The organism is Streptomyces sp. NPDC034037, from assembly GCF_055575715.1.
Genome location: NZ_JBVISC010000007.1, coordinates 201,252 through 216,643, shown reverse-complemented (window position 1 = coordinate 216,643; position 15,392 = coordinate 201,252). Strand labels below are relative to the sequence as shown.

Annotated in this window: 14 protein-coding genes and 1 pseudogene; 4 read left to right on the top strand and 11 right to left on the bottom strand. The window is 70.4% G+C overall.

Annotation, left to right across the window (positions count from 1 at the left end):
- Nucleotides 1-137: 137 nt before the first annotated feature.
- Both pafA and ACZ516_RS24950 read right to left on the bottom strand, forming a co-directional pair.
- Entirely contained in the window at nucleotides 138-1,499 is a 1,362-nt protein-coding gene (pafA, locus tag ACZ516_RS24955) for a Pup--protein ligase (RefSeq protein WP_055550703.1), read from the bottom strand.
- A 9-nt stretch (nucleotides 1,500-1,508) separates the two neighbouring features.
- Complete coding sequence (locus tag ACZ516_RS24950) at nucleotides 1,509-2,777, bottom strand: MFS transporter (RefSeq protein WP_469011703.1); 1,269 nt, start codon at nucleotides 2,775-2,777, stop codon at nucleotides 1,509-1,511.
- Nucleotides 2,778-2,907: 130 nt separating this feature from the next.
- Between ACZ516_RS24950 and ACZ516_RS24945 the strand changes: the two genes are divergently transcribed.
- The gene (locus tag ACZ516_RS24945; protein WP_361078902.1) at nucleotides 2,908-3,933 is read left to right on the top strand and encodes a LacI family DNA-binding transcriptional regulator; all 1,026 of its coding nucleotides are present in this window, start codon (nucleotides 2,908-2,910) and stop codon (nucleotides 3,931-3,933) included.
- A 78-nt stretch (nucleotides 3,934-4,011) separates the two neighbouring features.
- Here the strand turns inward: ACZ516_RS24945 and prcA are convergent, their stop codons facing one another.
- The 6 genes and pseudogenes from prcA to arc all read right to left on the bottom strand — a co-directional run bounded on the left by prcA (nucleotide 4,012) and on the right by arc (nucleotide 9,720).
- On the bottom strand, nucleotides 4,012-4,785 hold the full coding sequence (prcA, locus tag ACZ516_RS24940) for a proteasome subunit alpha (RefSeq protein WP_358579019.1): 774 nt from the start codon (nucleotides 4,783-4,785) through the stop codon (nucleotides 4,012-4,014).
- A gap of 53 nt (nucleotides 4,786-4,838) precedes the next feature.
- Nucleotides 4,839-5,684, bottom strand: a complete 846-nt coding sequence (gene prcB / locus ACZ516_RS24935) for a proteasome subunit beta (RefSeq protein WP_358579017.1) — start codon at nucleotides 5,682-5,684, stop codon at nucleotides 4,839-4,841.
- Nucleotides 5,636-5,827: pseudogene (locus ACZ516_RS24930) on the bottom strand (endonuclease domain-containing protein); the annotation flags it as partial. The pseudogene ACZ516_RS24930 and the gene prcB, both read right to left, overlap by 49 nt.
- A gap of 58 nt (nucleotides 5,828-5,885) precedes the next feature.
- Nucleotides 5,886-6,104 (bottom strand): ubiquitin-like protein Pup, encoded by a 219-nt coding sequence (locus tag ACZ516_RS24925; RefSeq protein ID WP_223773680.1) that lies wholly within the window; start codon nucleotides 6,102-6,104, stop codon nucleotides 5,886-5,888.
- 124 nt (nucleotides 6,105-6,228) lie between these two features.
- A complete protein-coding gene (dop, locus tag ACZ516_RS24920) occupies nucleotides 6,229-7,740 on the bottom strand; it encodes a depupylase/deamidase Dop (RefSeq protein ID WP_358579014.1) in 1,512 nt (503 codons plus the stop codon).
- A gap of 213 nt (nucleotides 7,741-7,953) precedes the next feature.
- The gene (arc, locus tag ACZ516_RS24915; protein WP_358579011.1) at nucleotides 7,954-9,720 is read right to left on the bottom strand and encodes a proteasome ATPase; all 1,767 of its coding nucleotides are present in this window, start codon (nucleotides 9,718-9,720) and stop codon (nucleotides 7,954-7,956) included.
- 253 nt (nucleotides 9,721-9,973) lie between these two features.
- On the opposite strand from arc, the gene ACZ516_RS24910 reads away from it, so the two are divergent.
- Nucleotides 9,974-10,288 carry a ferredoxin gene (locus tag ACZ516_RS24910; protein ID WP_358579009.1) on the top strand — a complete coding sequence of 105 codons (315 nt, stop codon included), beginning with the start codon at nucleotides 9,974-9,976 and terminating at the stop codon, nucleotides 10,286-10,288.
- An 18-nt stretch (nucleotides 10,289-10,306) separates the two neighbouring features.
- Here the strand turns inward: ACZ516_RS24910 and ACZ516_RS24905 are convergent, their stop codons facing one another.
- The 3 genes from ACZ516_RS24905 to ACZ516_RS24895 all read right to left on the bottom strand — a co-directional run bounded on the left by ACZ516_RS24905 (nucleotide 10,307) and on the right by ACZ516_RS24895 (nucleotide 13,631).
- Nucleotides 10,307-10,894: a hypothetical protein gene (locus tag ACZ516_RS24905; protein ID WP_358579007.1), complete on the bottom strand. Its 588-nt coding sequence runs from the start codon at nucleotides 10,892-10,894 to the stop codon at nucleotides 10,307-10,309.
- A 225-nt stretch (nucleotides 10,895-11,119) separates the two neighbouring features.
- Complete coding sequence (locus tag ACZ516_RS24900) at nucleotides 11,120-12,022, bottom strand: tRNA (adenine-N1)-methyltransferase (RefSeq protein WP_358579005.1); 903 nt, start codon at nucleotides 12,020-12,022, stop codon at nucleotides 11,120-11,122.
- A 115-nt stretch (nucleotides 12,023-12,137) separates the two neighbouring features.
- The gene (locus ACZ516_RS24895; protein ID WP_469011702.1) at nucleotides 12,138-13,631 is read right to left on the bottom strand and encodes a site-2 protease family protein; all 1,494 of its coding nucleotides are present in this window, start codon (nucleotides 13,629-13,631) and stop codon (nucleotides 12,138-12,140) included.
- Nucleotides 13,632-13,759: 128 nt separating this feature from the next.
- On the opposite strand from ACZ516_RS24895, the gene ACZ516_RS24890 reads away from it, so the two are divergent.
- Together ACZ516_RS24890 and ACZ516_RS24885 are read left to right on the top strand one after the other, a co-directional pair.
- Complete coding sequence (locus ACZ516_RS24890) at nucleotides 13,760-14,641, top strand: RecB family exonuclease (RefSeq protein WP_358696636.1); 882 nt, start codon at nucleotides 13,760-13,762, stop codon at nucleotides 14,639-14,641.
- 14 nt (nucleotides 14,642-14,655) lie between these two features.
- The gene (locus ACZ516_RS24885; protein ID WP_030782872.1) at nucleotides 14,656-15,327 is read left to right on the top strand and encodes a response regulator; all 672 of its coding nucleotides are present in this window, start codon (nucleotides 14,656-14,658) and stop codon (nucleotides 15,325-15,327) included.
- The last annotated feature ends 65 nt before the right edge of the window (nucleotides 15,328-15,392 follow it).

Sequence of the window (15,392 nt, the reverse complement as noted above, 5' to 3'; positions counted from 1 at the left end):
CCTCGTATCGGTCGATCTTGTCGGTTGGCGTGCGCGCAACTCTACGGCGTGAGAAGGGCGCCGTACGAGGAACGTACGGCGCCCGTGTTGCGTTCCCACAACGCCACCGGCTTCACCCGGACCACATTGTCATCCGGTCACATTCCGGCGATGAGCTTCTCCACCCGGTCGTCCACCGACCGGAACGGGTCCTTGCACAACACGGTGCGCTGCGCCTGGTCGTTGAGCTTCAGGTGCACCCAGTCGACCGTGAAGTCACGGCGCTGCTCCTGGGCGCGTCGGATGAAGTCGCCGCGCAGCCGCGCCCGGGTGGTCTGGGGCGGCACCGACTTGCCCTCGAAGATCTTCAAGTCGTTGCAGATGCGGGCGGCTTGGCCCTTCCTCTCCAGGAGGTAGTAGAGGCCGCGACGGCGGTGGATGTCGTGGTAGGCGAGGTCTATCTGGGCGACCCGCGGATGCGACATGGTCATGTTGTTCTTGGCGCGGTAGCGCTCGATGAGCTTGTACTTCATGACCCAGTCGATCTCGGTGCCGATGCGGTCGAGGTCCTCCGCCTCGATGGCGTCCAGCGTGCGGCCCCACAGTTCGAGCACCTGCTCGACCGTGCCGGTGCGGATGCCGCGGCGGTCGACGAAGTCCACCGCCTTCTCGTAGTACTCGCGCTGCACTTCGAGGGCCGAGGCCTCGCGGCCGCTGGCCAGGCGCACCTTGCGGCGGCCGGTGATGTCGTGGCTCACCTCGCGGATGGCCCGGATGGGGTTCTCCAGGGTGAGGTCGCGCATGACCGTGCCCGCCTCGATCATGCGCAGCACCAGGTCGGTGGCGCCCACCTTGAGGAGCATGGTCGTCTCGGACATGTTCGAGTCGCCGACGATGACGTGGAGCCTGCGGTAGCGCTCGGCGTCCGCGTGCGGTTCGTCGCGGGTGTTGATGATCGGCCGGGAGCGGGTCGTCGCCGACGAGACCCCTTCCCAGATGTGCTCGGCGCGCTGGCTCACGCAGTACACGGCGCCGCGCGGGGTCTGCAACACCTTGCCGGCGCCGCACAGCAGCTGCCGGGTGACGAGGAAGGGGATGAGGATGTCCGCGAGCCGGGAGAACTCCCCGTGCCGGGCCACCAGATAGTTCTCGTGGCAGCCGTAGGAGTTACCCGCCGAGTCGGTGTTGTTCTTGAAGAGATAGACGTCGCCCGCGATTCCCTCCTCGTGCAGGCGGCGTTCGGCGTCGACGAGCAGGCCTTCGAGAATGCGCTCGCCCGCTTTGTCGTGGGTGACCAGCTCGGTCACATTGTCACATTCGGGTGTGGCGTATTCCGGATGTGATCCCACGTCAAGATAGAGGCGGGCGCCGTTCCGCAGGAATACGTTGCTGCTGCGGCCCCATGACACAACACGGCGGAAGAGGTAGCGCGCCACCTCGTCAGGCGACAGGCGGCGCTGTCCCCTGAACGTGCACGTGACGCCGTACTCGTTCTCCAGCCCGAAAATGCGGCGGTCCATGACTGAACATTACGCCTGATGCCCGGCACTGAAACCGGGTTCGGCCGTACCGTTTCGATCATTTTCCGATGAACTCGCAACGACCTCTGTTTCCCGGGCCTGCACGGCCGGCACCAGTACCCGTGAGGTGGCCAGCAAAACCAGCAGGGCGGCCGCTCCCGCGAGAGAGGGAACGGCGAACCCCCAGCCGGTCCCGCCCCACTCGACCACCGGTCCGGCGCCGGCCGTGCCCAGCGAGGTCCCGACCGTGAACGTGGTCACCAGCCAGGAGAACGCCTCGGTGACCGTGCCGCGCGGGGCGTGCCGGTCCACGATGATGAACGCGCAGGCCAGCGACGGCGCGAGGAAGACGCCGGCGACGGCGCAGAGCGCGGTCATGGCCGGCGCGCCGGGCATCAGCGTCAACGGCACGTAGCCCAGGGCCAGCAGGGCCACGAGAACGCTCAGCCGCCGCTCCGGCACGCCGCTCCACCGCCGCGCCCCGTAGACGGAACCGCCGACCAGGGCGCCGAGTCCGATCGCCGCCATCATCCAGCCGTACACCACGTCGCCGCCGTGCGCGTCCGCGTACGACACGCCGGCGACGGTGATCGAGCCGAGCGCCACGCCGACGAAGAGGAACGCCCCGAGGAGCGCGAGCAGCCCCGGAGAGCGCAGGGCGCCGAGCCAGTGCGCCTCCCGGGGGGCCGAACGCCACGCCCGGGACGGCGCCGAAGCCACCACGGACAGGGCGCCCAGCACGCCGATGGCGTTCACGACGAGCAGGGCCGCCTGTTCCGACCACAGGGCCACGCAGCCGGTGACGAACAGCGGGCCGACGGTGAACATCACCTCCTGGGCGACCGCGTCCATGGCGTACGCCGCGTGGACCTGCTCCTCCTTGCCGAGCACATGGGGCCACAGGGCCCGCAGCCCGCCTTCCAGCGGCGGTGTGCACAGGCCCGCGACGCCCACCGCGAGGTGGGCGAGGAGCAGCCGGTCGGGGCCGGTGAAGGCGAAGGCCGCCATGGCGAGCGCGGAGAGCAGGGCGGCGGGCAGCTGGACGCGCGGCTGGCCGTACAGGTCGACCAGGCGGCCGAGCAGCGGCTGGCCGACCGCGTTGGCCACGCCGTACACCGCGGCGAGGGCGCCGGCCAGGCTGTAGGTGCCGCCCTCGGCCCGGATGAACAGCACGATGGTGATCGCCGCCGTGGCGTTGGGCAGCCGGCCCACCAGCGTCCCCGCGAGCAGGCGCGTCGCGTACCGCGTCCGGAGGATCTCCGCGTATCCCGCAGCCATGCATTACCGCCCCTCCCCCACGCCGCCACGGCCGGGGTTTTACGTATAACGTCGAGCGTCATACGTACCATGAGCGCTGTACGCGGGTCCACCGTGCGCGCGGGACGCGGGCACGAGCAGGGAGGTGACAGTGGCCGGGCCACAGCAGGAAGCCGGCGCCCCCCGGCCCCCCACGAGCCGCGACGTCGGGCGCGCCGCCGGTGTCTCCCAGGCGACCGTCTCCCTGGTGCTCGGCGACAAGTGGCGCGGCCGGGTCGCCGAGCCCACCGCCGAGCGCGTGCGGACCGCCGCCCGGCAGCTCGGCTACCGCCCGAACCTCGCCGCCCGCAATCTGCGGCTCGGCAGGACCCGGACGGCGCTGCTCGTCGTCCCCGCCCTGACCAACGAGTTCTTCGCGCACGTCCACACCGGCGCCGCCCGCGTCGCCGCCCGGCACGGCTTCGGCGTCCTGCTCTACCCCTCCCCCGAGGGCCCCGGCCCGGCCCGCGACCCCTTCGACTCGGCGCGCGCCTCCCTGGACGGCGTGCTCGCCTCCTCCATGGCCTCCGACGCGCTCGCCACCATCCGCGGCGACGACCTGCCGCTGGTCATGCTCGACAGCGACCCCGCCCGCAGCCTCGGCGCCGCCACCGTCAACCTCGACCTGGCCGACGGCATGCGGCAGGTGACGGAGCATCTGCTGGCCCTCGGCCACCGCGACTTCCTGCACCTCGCGGCGGCGGTGGACTCCTGGACCTTCGACGTGCGCGCGGACGCCCTCGCGGCGGCGCTGCACGGCACGGGCGCGACCGTGCGCCGGATCACCGCCCCGCTGACCGTCCAGGCGGCCCGCACGGCCGCGGAGGCCGCCCTGGCCGCTCCCGGCCCCCGGCCCACGGCGGTCGTCTGCGACGACGACTTCCTCGCCGCCGGTGTCTGCAAGGCCGCGCGCCGGCTCGGGCTGCGCGTCCCCGAGGACCTCTCGGTGACCGGTTTCGACGATCTGACCCTCGCCACCGCCGTCGAGCCCGAACTGACGACGGTGCGCCTGCCCGCCGAGCGCTTCGGCGAGCGCGGCATGGAGGCGCTGGTCGCCGTCGTCGAGGGCCGCACCCCGCAGGCCGGCCCGCTCCCCGTCGAACTGGTCGTCCGCGACTCGACGGGCCCCGCCCGCTGACGCGGGTGCGCCCCGCGCACGCGAACGCCCCGCGTCCCGGCCGCAGGGGCCGGAGCGCGGGGCTCGCACCGCGGCGGACTACTCGATGTCTCCGCCGGACCGCTGAACGGGCCCGGGGCCCTCGTCCGTGTCACTGGCGGCGTCCGTCGCGCCGCCCTCGTCGAGCAGCCGCGCCAGCTGCCGCCCGACGATCCGCTTGAACTTGCGCTGCTGCGGCCGCGTGCGGTCGAGCACCGCGACCTCGAGGCGCTCGGCCGGGATCTCCCGCTCCGTGCCGTTGGTGTCGCGCGAGAGCGCCCGCACGGCCAGCTTCAGGGCCTCCGCCAGCGTCATGCTGTCGTTGTGGTGCTGGTCGAGGTACTGGCTGATCTGCTCGGCGTTGCCGCCCACGGCCAGCGAACCGTGCTCGTCGACGATGGAGCCGTCGTGCGGAAGGCGGTAGATCTGGTCGCCCTCGCGCGTCTCGCCCACCTCGGCGACGACCAGCTCCACCTCGTAGGGCTTCTCGGCCGCGCTGGAGAAGATCGTGCCCAGCGTCTGCGCGTACACATTCGCCAGGCCGCGCGCCGTCACGTCGTCGCGGTCATAGGTGTAGCCCCGCAGATCGGCGTAACGGACGCCGCCGATCCGGAGGTTCTCGTACTCGTTGTACTTGCCGGCGGCGGCGAAACCGATCCGGTCATAGATCTCACTGAACTTGTGCAGCGCCCGGGAGGGGTTCTCGCCGACGAAGACGATGCCGTCGGCATACTGCAGGACGACCAGACTGCGACCGCGCGCGATGCCCTTGCGGGCGTATTCCGCCCGGTCGGCCATCTGCTGCTGGGGTGATACATAGAACGGCGTCGACACCGGATCCGTCCCTTTCTGTCAAAAAACTTCAGTCGGTAACGAATTCGGTCCGCTCAGAGCAGCGCGGCGCGCGGGCCCTCGGGCTGTTCCAGCCGCTTGTCCAGGACCGAGCGCGCGATCGCGGAGGTCTCCTCGTCCGTGAGGCGCCGGAAGCCCTCGTCGGAGATGACGGTGACGATGGGGTAGATGCGCCGGGCCACGTCCGGGCCGCCGGTCGCCGAGTCGTCGTCGGCGGCGTCGTACAGCGCCTGGACCACCAGGGTCGTCGCCTGGTCCTCCGTGAGACCGTCGTGGTAGAGCTTCTTCAGGGCGCCGCGCGCGAAGACCGAGCCGGAGCCGGTCGCCGCGTACCCGCGCTCCTCGGAGCGGCCGCCCGTGACGTCGTACGAGAAGATGCGCCCCTTCTCGCGGTCCACGTCATAGCCGGCGAAGAGCGGCACCACGGCCAGGCCCTGCATGGCCATGCCGAGATTGCCGCGGATCATCGTGGAGAGACGGTTCGCCTTGCCCTCCAGGGAGAGCGTGGCGCCCTCCACCTTCTCGAAGTGCTCCAGCTCCAGCTGGAAGAGCTTCACCATCTCGATGGCGAGGCCCGCCGTGCCGGCGACGCCCACCGCCGAGTACTCGTCGGCCGGGAAGACCTTCTCCATGTCCCGCGAGGCGATGACATTGCCCATCGTGGCCCGGCGGTCACCGGCGAGGACCACGCCGCCGGGGAACGTCACCGCCAGGATGGTGGTGCCGTGCGGAGCTTCGATCACGCCCTGCGTGGGCGGCATCTGGCGATTGCCGGGCAGGATCTCGGGCTGGTGCTCGGACAGGAAATCCATGAAGGACGACGAACCAGGCGTCAGGAAGGCAGCCGGTAGACGCCCGGTGCTACGAGTATTGACTTCCACGAGGATCCCTCCAGATAGGCGGCAGCCCGACGAACAGCGTCGGGATCGTCTCCCAACTTGCCGATGGCCGAATTGCAGTTGAAGCGTGTTACGCCACGGACCCTACCCGGCACGCGGCGGTGATCCACATGGATTGCGCGAGCGATGCGGAGGCTGCCCGCGGCGCGTCCGCACGGCGCCGCGGGCGCGGGCCGGACCGGCTTACTGGCCGCCCTTCTGGACGAAGGACCTCACGAAGTCCTCGGCGTTCTCTTCGAGTACGTCGTCGATCTCGTCCAGCACGGAGTCCACGTCGTCGTTCAGCTTCTCCTGGCGCTCCTTGAGGTCCTCGGACGCCTGCGCGTCCTGCGCCTGCTCCTCGGTCTCCTCGGTGGAGCGCGTCGCCTTCTGCTGTCCGCCGCCGGTGTCCTTGGTCGCCATCTGCCTCACCCCGCTCGCTCGGTTGGACCTATCTTGATCAGACCCTACAAGCCGGGTCCGACATCGGCCCCGCGTTCGCGCGATCTACGGGGCCCACCTCTGTGATTCCCCCGCCGGTGACCTTTCAGCCGCCCGACAGGACCCGAACCAGTTCCTCTGCCGAGCGGCAGCGGTCCAGGAGCTCCTTGACGTGGTTCCTGGTGCCGCGCAGGGGCTCCAGGGTCGGCACCCGTTGCAGAGAGTCACGGCCCGGCAGGTCGAAGATGACCGAGTCCCAGGACGCCGCGGCCACGTCGTCCGCGTACTGCTCCAGGCAGCGCCCGCGGAAGTAGGCGCGGGTGTCCTCCGGCGGCTTGGTCCTGGCCCGCTCCACGTCCGCCTCGTCCAGGAGCCGCTTCATCTTGCCGCGCGCCACCAGGCGGTTGTACAGGCCCTTCTCGGCCCGTACGTCGGCGTACTGGAGGTCGACCAGGTGCAGCCGCGCCGCGTCCCAGTCCAGGCCGTCACGGCGGCGGTAGCCCTCCATCAGCTCGCGCTTGGCGACCCAGTCCAGCTCTCCGGACAGGCTCATCGGGTCGCTCTCCAGGCGGCCGAGCACGTCCTCCCAGCGGGCCAGGACGTCCTTGGTCTGCTCGTCGGCGTCGGAGCCGTAGCGCTCCTCGACGTACTTGCGGGCCAGCTCGAAGTACTCCATCTGCAGCTGCACCGCGGTCAGTGAGCGGCCGCTGCGGAGCGTGACCAGATGCTGGAGCGTGGGGTCGTGGGAGACCTCGTGCAGGGTGCGCACCGGCTGGTCCACGGCCAGGTCGACGGCGATGAAGCCGTCCTCGATCATGGCGAGGACGAGCGAGGTGGTGCCCAGTTTGAGGTAGGTGGAGATCTCCGAGAGGTTCGCGTCGCCGATGATGACGTGCAGCCTGCGGTACTTCTCCGCGTCCGAGTGCGGCTCGTCCCGGGTGTTGATGATGGGCCGCTTCAGCGTCGTCTCCAGGCCCACCTCGACCTCGAAGTAGTCGGCGCGCTGGCTGAGCTGGAAGCCGTGCTCGTGGCCGTCCTGGCCGATGCCGACGCGCCCGGCGCCGGTGACGACCTGCCGGGAGACGAAGAAGGGCGTGAGGTGGCGCACGATGTCCGAGAAGGCGGTCTCCCGCTTCATCAGGTAGTTCTCGTGCGTGCCGTAGGAGGCGCCCTTGTTGTCGGTGTTGTTCTTGTACAGGTGGATCGGCTGGGCCCCGGGGAGCTGGGCCGCGCGGTCGGCGGCCTCGGCCATGATGCGCTCGCCGGCCTTGTCCCACAGGACGGCGTCCAGGGGGTTGGTGATCTCCGGCGAGCTGTACTCGGGGTGCGCGTGGTCGACGTACAGCCGCGCGCCGTTGGTGAGGATGACGTTGGCGAGGCCGATGTCCTCGTCGGTCAGCTGGCTGGAGTCGGCGGCCTCGCGGGCGAGGTCGAAACCCCGCGCGTCCCGCAGCGGGTTCTCCTCCTCGAAGTCCCAGCGGGCGCGTCGCGCCCGGTGCATCGCCGCGGCATAGGCGTTGACGATCTGGGACGAGGTGAGCATGGCATTGGCGTTGGGGTGGCCGGGGACGGAGATGCCGTACTCCGTCTCGATGCCCATTACTCGCCGTACGGTCATGCGGCCCTCCTTGCCCGGCGGCGCTCCCGTCCGGGAACGGCGCTCAAGTACCGCTGGTGCTCCGGTGCGTGTGCGGTGCCCGTCCCCGCACTGCGCGACTCGGCGGTACCGCAGAGCCTAGAACGCCTTTGCGCTGGTGGGCAGATCATTGCCTTCGTTGAAAAGCAGACGGCCGCGGGTACCCGTGAAGGACACCCGCAGCCGCCCTGGGTTCTACAGGTACTGACCGGTGTTGGCCACCGTGTCGATGGAGCGTCCGGTGTCCGCGCCCTGCTTTCCGGTGACAAGGGTGCGGATGTACACGATCCGCTCGCCCTTCTTGCCGGAGATGCGGGCCCAGTCGTCGGGGTTGGTGGTGTTGGGCAGGTCCTCGTTCTCCTTGAACTCGTCGATGCAAGCCTGGAGGAGGTGCGAGACCCTGATGCCCTTCTGGTTCGCCTCCAAGAAGGCCTTGATGGCCATCTTCTTGGCGCGGCCCACGATGTTCTCGATCATGGCGCCGGAGTTGAAGTCCTTGAAGTACAGGACTTCCTTGTCGCCGTTGGCGTACGTCACCTCGAGGAAGCGGTTCTCCTCGGACTCCGCGTACATCTGCTCGACGACGGACTGGATCATGCCGTGCACGGTGGCGTGCCGGTCGGCACTGTGCTCGGCCAGATCGTCGGCGTGCAGCGGGAGCCGCTCGGTGAGGTACTTGGCGAAGATGTCCTTCGCGGCCTCGGCGTCCGGGCGCTCGATCTTGATCTTGACGTCGAGTCGTCCGGGCCGCAGGATCGCGGGGTCGATCATGTCCTCGCGGTTGGAGGCGCCGATGACGATGACGTTCTCCAGCCCTTCCACGCCGTCGATCTCGGCGAGCAGCTGGGGGACGATGGTGTTCTCCACGTCCGAGCTGACACCGGATCCGCGGGTGCGGAAGAGGGATTCCATCTCGTCGAAGAAGACGATGACGGGGGTGCCCTCGCTCGCCTTCTCCCGGGCACGCTGGAAGACCAGGCGGATGTGGCGCTCGGTCTCGCCGACGTACTTGTTGAGGAGCTCGGGGCCCTTGATGTTGAGGAAGTAGCTCTTCCCCGCGGGCTGGCCGGTGACCTCGGCGACCTTCTTGGCAAGGGAGTTGGCGACGGCTTTGGCGATCAGTGTCTTGCCGCAGCCGGGGGGCCCGTACAGCAGCACACCCTTGGGCGGCCGCAGTTCGTGCTCCTTGAAGAGGTCGGGATAGAGGTACGGAAGCTCGACGGCGTCCCGGATCATCTCGATCTGGCCGCCGAGACCACCGATCTTCTCGTAGCTGATGTCGGGCACTTCTTCGAGGACGAGTTCCTCGACCTCGCTCTTCGGCACGACCTCGTAGACGTACCCGGAGCGGGGTTCGAGCAGCAGGGCGTCGCCCGGGCGGATGGTGACGTCGAGGAGGGGTTCGGCGAGCCGCACCACTCTCTCTTCGTCGGTGTGTCCGACCACCAGGGCTCGGTCGCCGTCCTCGAGGATCTCCTTGAGGGTGACGATGTCGCCGACGCTCTCGTACTCCATGGCCTCGACCACGTTGAGCGCTTCGTTGAGCATTACTTCCTGGCCGCGCTTGAGCTCTTCGAGCTCCACGCTGGGGCTGACGTTCACCCGGAGCTTGCGGCCCCCGGTGAAGATGTCCGCCGTGCCGTCCTCGTTGGCCACGAGGAAGACCCCGAAGCCGGCCGGCGGCTGCGCGAGCCGGTCGACTTCCTCCTTGAGGGCCACGATCTGGTCGCGGGCCTCGCGGAGCGTGTTGGCGAGCCGCTCGTTCTGCGCGGACACGCCGGCCAGGTTGGTCTGCAGCTCGACGATCCGCTCTTCGAGAATCCTCGTATGACGCGGAGAGTCGGCGAGCTTGCGTCGCAGGACGGCGATTTCCTGCTCGAGATAGGCAACCTGACCGGCGGGGTCCTCAGACCCTCGTCCCGGCCGGATGCCGCGGTTGTTGTCGTCGTCGTGGGCTGCCACGGTCCTCACCTCCTCCAAGGGGAGCTGGACGCTTCCAGACCCTACCTGGGTGGGTGTCGATTGAAACCCCTAGATCACAAAGACAAAGGGGTGTGTCCGATCTTCACCCTTGCGCTTCCCCTCACACCAGGTGAATACCCACCCAACAACATCGGAAAGCGGGCGGTTGTATCGTCGAAGCGTTCAACACCCGTCAGAGCTGGCCCGACTTACCGATCGGCCGGGCGGCTCGACGAAACGACCGGCAGGAGAGATGACCGTGCGGCACGACGCCGAGACCGGCAGTGAGGGCCACGATCTGCTGGAGGTCTGGATCGACCAGGACCTCTGCACCGGGGACGGCATCTGCGCGCAGTACGCGCCCGAGGTCTTCGAGCTGGACATCGACGGACTGGCTTATGTGAAGAGCGGCGAGGACGAGTTGCTGCAGGCCCCCGGGGCCACCACACCCGTCCCCCTGCCGCTGCTCCAGGACGTCGCCGACTCCGCGAAGGAGTGTCCGGGCGACTGCATCCATGTACGGCGCGTTTCGGACAGGGTCGAGGTGTACGGCCCCGACGCCGACTGAGCCGCCGCGCCCCGCGCCTCAGACGCTGCGGGCTCCCGCGGGCGCTGTCCGCTCGAACGCGCCGTTTCGCCATCGCCACTTGGCCGCTTCCTCGCGGTCGGGGCAGCAGCGGGGGACGTCGAGCGAGGAGTAGCCGAGGAGGGTCGCGGTGACCGCGCCGTCACGGACGGCGAAATCGGTCGCGGTCAGCTGGTCCTTCGGGTCGAGGAGGGTGGCCACCACGCGCGCCTTGCCCGTGCGCTCGCCGGTGAGCACATAGATCCCGTCGGGCGGGGTGCCGGAACCGGCGCGGCAGTGCACGACGGCCACCGTCTCGGCCCTGCCGTCCCCGTCGAGGTCGCCGGTGGCCTTCTGCTTCACGACGGGGCGCACGGTGCCGCAGTCGAGGGGGAAGGTGACCGAGGCGGGGTCGGGCGCGGCGGCCGGCGCGGGCGCGCCCGCGAGGGCTCCGCCCCGCGTCTGCGGCGTCGACTGCGCGGCGGTCGCCGGGTCGGGCTGGAGGAAGGCCGCGCCCGTGACGACGGCGGCCAGCGCGGCGGCGATGGCCAGCCAGTGGGCGGGGCGGGCGGTGGTGTGCGCCTGGGCCGGGACGGCGGGGTGCTGCACGAGGAAGTGTCTCCTGTGAGAGCTGTGCCGGTGGGGTGGCCAGCATCGTGCCATACGTCACAGTGAGGTGGAACACCGGGGTCCCCGGGTACCCGGATCTCTTTTGGTGCGCGGCGGTACGCGGCTGGTGTCCCGTCAACGAAACGACGCCGCCGCCGAGTTCCCCGGTCGGTCGGGGAACTCGGCGGCGGCGCCCGCTTCTTGGCCGTACGGCGGCCGCGCGGGTCAGCGCGGGGTGCCGCCGTCGGCGTTCGGGCCGGAGTAGTCGTCACCATAGGCGCCCTTGGCGGGGCGACGGCGGCGCATGGGGGGCTCCACGCCGTCCGCGAGGCGGCGGGCGGTGAGCAGGAAGCCGGTGTGCCCGATCATGCGGTGATCCGGGCGGACGGCGAGGCCCTCGATGTGCCAATTGCGGATCATCGATTCCCAGGCGGTCGGCTCGTTGAAGCCGCCGATCTCGCGGATGGACTCCACGGTCCTGGCGAGCTGGGTGGTGGTCGCCACGTAGCAGCACAGGATGCCGCCGGGGACGAGCGCCTTGGAGACGGCCTCCAGGCACTCCCAGGGGGCGAGCATGTCGAGGATGACGCGGTCGACCTCGGTGTCGCTGAGGTTGTCCTGGAGGTCGCCGACGGTGAGCTGCCAGGCGGGGTGGGGGCCGCCGAAGTAGCGCTCCACGTTCTGCCGGGCGATGTCGGCGAAGTCCTCGCGGCGCTCGTAGGAGTGCAGCATCCCCTGGTCGCCGATGGCGCGCAGCAGGAAGCTGCTGAGCGAGCCGGAGCCCACACCCGCCTCGACGACGCGGGCGCCGGGGAAGATGTCGGCGAAGGCCAGGATCTGCCCCGCGTCCTTGGGGTAGACCACGGCGGCGCCGCGGGGCATGGACAGGACGTAGTCGGGGAGCAGGGGGCGCAGCGCCAGGTAGGCGACGTTCCCCGTGGTACGGACAACACTGCCCTCGGGAGCGCCGATCAGCTCGTCGTGGGGGAAGGAACCCTTGTGGGTGTGGAAATTCTTCCCGGCCTCGAGCGTGAACGTGTAGTGGCGTCCCTTGGGGTCGGTGAGCTGGACCTGGTCCCCGACCTTGAAGGGCCCGCGACGGCGGGCGGCACCGGTCGGTTCGGACATGCGAACAGACTACCGGCCGCGCGGGGGGCTCCGGACCATCCCCGAGGTCAGGCGGGCCGGGGGGGCGACGTATGCCCCTGCCCTCCGCCGGTAGCCGCGTGAGGGGGGGCGGGGCTCAGGACGGCCGGGCCATCGCCTTGACGAAGGCGCGCTCGACGTCGGCGGTGGAGAGCACTCCGTAGATCTCCCCGGACTCCTCGATGACCAGGTACTCCGTGGCGGGGGTGGCCCGCAGCGTGTCGAGCAGTTCCTCGCCGACCAGCTCGGCGGAGATCCGCATGCCCTCGGTGATGTCCTGGGCGAGGCCGCTGACCGCGACCCAGGGGCGGCGGTGCTGGGGCACGGAGACGATGGCCGCCTCGCGGACGACCGCCATCGGGTCGCCGTCGGGGTCGACGACCACGAGGGCGCGGGCCCCGGCGTCGTTGGCCCGGCGCAGCGCCTCGGAGAGGGGGGTGTGGGACTCGACGGGGACGGCGCGGCGGGTCAGGGTGCGGGCGCGCAGTTCGGGCAGGTGTTCGCGCAGCCGGGCCATGCGCAGGCTGTTCCCGGCGCCGGTCCAGATGATCGCGGCGAGGATGGCGGCGAGCAGGGCGTCGGTGACGGTGTTCATGCCGCCGATGTCCTGCGATTCGCCGCCGAGGGCGCCGGACTGGTTGAGCAGGGGCAGCCCGATGAGCACGGAGACGGCGAGGACGCGGCCCACCCAGGCGGCGGCGACGGTACCGCTCATGGGCCGCCCGGTGATCTTCCAGACGACGGCGCGCAGCATGCGGCCGCCGTCGAGGGGCAGGCCGGGCAGGAGGTTGAAGGCGGCGACGATGAGGTTGGAGACCATCAGGCCGGCGAGGAGCACGCCGGGGACGGTGCCCGGCTCGACGACGCGCATGCCGGCGTAGAAGACGGCGGCGAGCACGAGCGAGAGCAGGGGGCCGACGAAGGCGAGGACGAACTCCCTGCCCGGGGTCTCGGACTCCTTCTCGATCTCGGAGACTCCGCCGAAGAACTGGAGCTGGATGCGGCGCACCGGCAGCTTGAAGCGCAGGGCCGCGACGGTGTGGGCCAGCTCGTGCACCAGGACGGAGGCGTAGAAGGCGACGGCGAAGAAGAGGGAGACGAGGTAGCGGGCGCCGCCCAGCTCGGGCAGGACGCGGTCGAGCTGGCCGCCGAAGACCCAGGTGATGAGGGCGGCGACGAGGAACCAGCTGGGCGCGACGTAGACGGGCACGCCGAAGGGCCTGCCCATGAGCAGCCCGCCGCCGGGGTTCTTGCGCTCCTTGCCGGGGCCGGGCCTCGGCGGCCCCTTCCTGGTGGGGCGCGGCCCGTCCTCGGGTGGCCCGGGCCGGGGGATCTCACGCAGGGCCTTGGTCAGGGAGGCGGGGATCTCCTCCTCCTGCTCCTGCCGCTTCGTGGGGGGCGGGGTGTCCGCGGCCCCGGGGCGGGGCGTTCCTCCGGGCCCGTCCGCCTCGTCCGGCGCGGCGGCCTCGTCGGCCTTGTCGGGGTGCCGCGTCTTTGGGCGCGTCGGCTCGGAGGGGGCGGCCGTGTCGCCCTGCCGCGGGCCCTGTGCGCCGTCGGACTGCGGCCTGCCGCTCTCGCCGCTCTCGTCCACGATGTCCCCTCGTTCGATGCGTCCCTCGCCCGGAATGGCGCGATCACCCACACGATCATGCAGGGCGAGAGGGTCTGCCGTCGATGGTATGCGGCTGTTGTCGGTGGCGGGTCGTAGGGTCTGTCCCTATGGAAACCAGCACCGAAGGTGTCGCGGCGGCCGTGCGCCCGGCATCCCTGTCGCCCTCGCGCGCGGGCGATTTCATGCAGTGCCCCCTGCTCTACCGGTTCCGGGTGATCGACAAGCTGCCCGAGAAGCCGAGCGAGGCCGCCACCAGGGGCACGCTGGTCCACGCCGTTCTGGAAAGACTCTTCGACGCGCCCGCGAGTGAGCGCACGGCGCCGCGCGCCAAGTCGCTCATCCCCGGCCAGTGGGACCGGCTGCGCGAGGCCAGGCCCGAGCTGACCGAGCTGTTCGCCGACGATCCGGAGGGCGAGCGGATGGCGCGCTGGCTGTCGGACGCCGAGAAGCTCGTCGAGCGCTGGTTCACCCTGGAGGACCCGACCCGGCTGGAGCCCGCCGAGCGCGAGCTGTTCGTGCAGGCGGAGCTGGAGTCGGGCCTGAGGCTGCGGGGCATCATCGACCGCGTCGACGTCGCCCCCTCGGGCGAGGTCCGCATCGTCGACTACAAGACGGGCAAGGCCCCGCGTCCGCAGTACGCGGAGGGCGCGCTGTTCCAGATGAAGTTCTACGCCCTGGTGGTCTGGCGGCTGAAGGGCGTCGTCCCGCGCCGCCTGCAGCTGGTGTACCTGGGCAGCGGTGACGTCATCACGTACGACCCGGTCGTCGCGGACCTGGAGCGGGTCGAGCGGAAGCTGCTCGCGCTCTGGGAGGCGATCGAGCGGGCGACGGCGACCGGTGAGTGGCGCCCCCGGCCGACGAAACTGTGCGGTTGGTGTGATCATCAGGCGGTGTGTCCGGAGTTCGGCGGGACTCCCCCGCCGTATCCGCTTCCGGTGAGGGTGCCCGAGTCCGCCGAGGGCGAGCAGGGCAGAATGGGGCCGGGCTAGCTAAGGAGAGTTACGTGGCGATCCGCGTCCTACTGGTCGACGACCAGCCGCTGTTGCGCACCGGGTTCCGGATGATTCTGGAGGCCGAGCAGGACATCGCGGTCGTGGGCGAGGCCGGAGACGGCCTCCAGGCTCTTGACCAGGTGCGGGCGCTGCAGCCCGATGTGGTGCTGATGGACATCCGCATGCCGCGGATGGACGGCGTCGAGGCGACCCGGCAGATCACCGGGCCCGGCCGGGACGGTCCGGCGAAGGTCCTGGTGCTGACCACCTTCGACCTGGACGAGTACGTGGTGGAGGCGCTGCGCGCCGGTGCCAGCGGTTTCCTCCTCAAGGACGCCCCGGCGAACGAGCTGGTGCAGGCGATCCGCGTGGTCGCCGCGGGCGAGGCGATGCTCGCGCCGAGCATCACGCGCCGGCTGCTCGACAAGTACTCGGCGCATCTCCCCTCGGGCGACGAGCCGGTGCCGGACACCCTGCACACGCTCACCGACCGCGAGGTGGAGGTCCTGAAGCTGGTGGCGCGGGGCCTTTCGAACGCGGAGATCGCCGCGGACCTCTTCGTCAGCGAGACGACGGTGAAGACCCATGTCGGCCATGTGCTCACGAAGTTGGGCCTGCGCGACCGGGTGCAGGCCGCGGTGTACGCGTACGAGAGCGGGCTGGTGCGTCCCGGCGCGCAGTAGGCCGGGGCCGAGGGTGTGAAGTAACGACGACGGTGGCCGTCCCCCGAGGGGGGCGGCCACCGTCG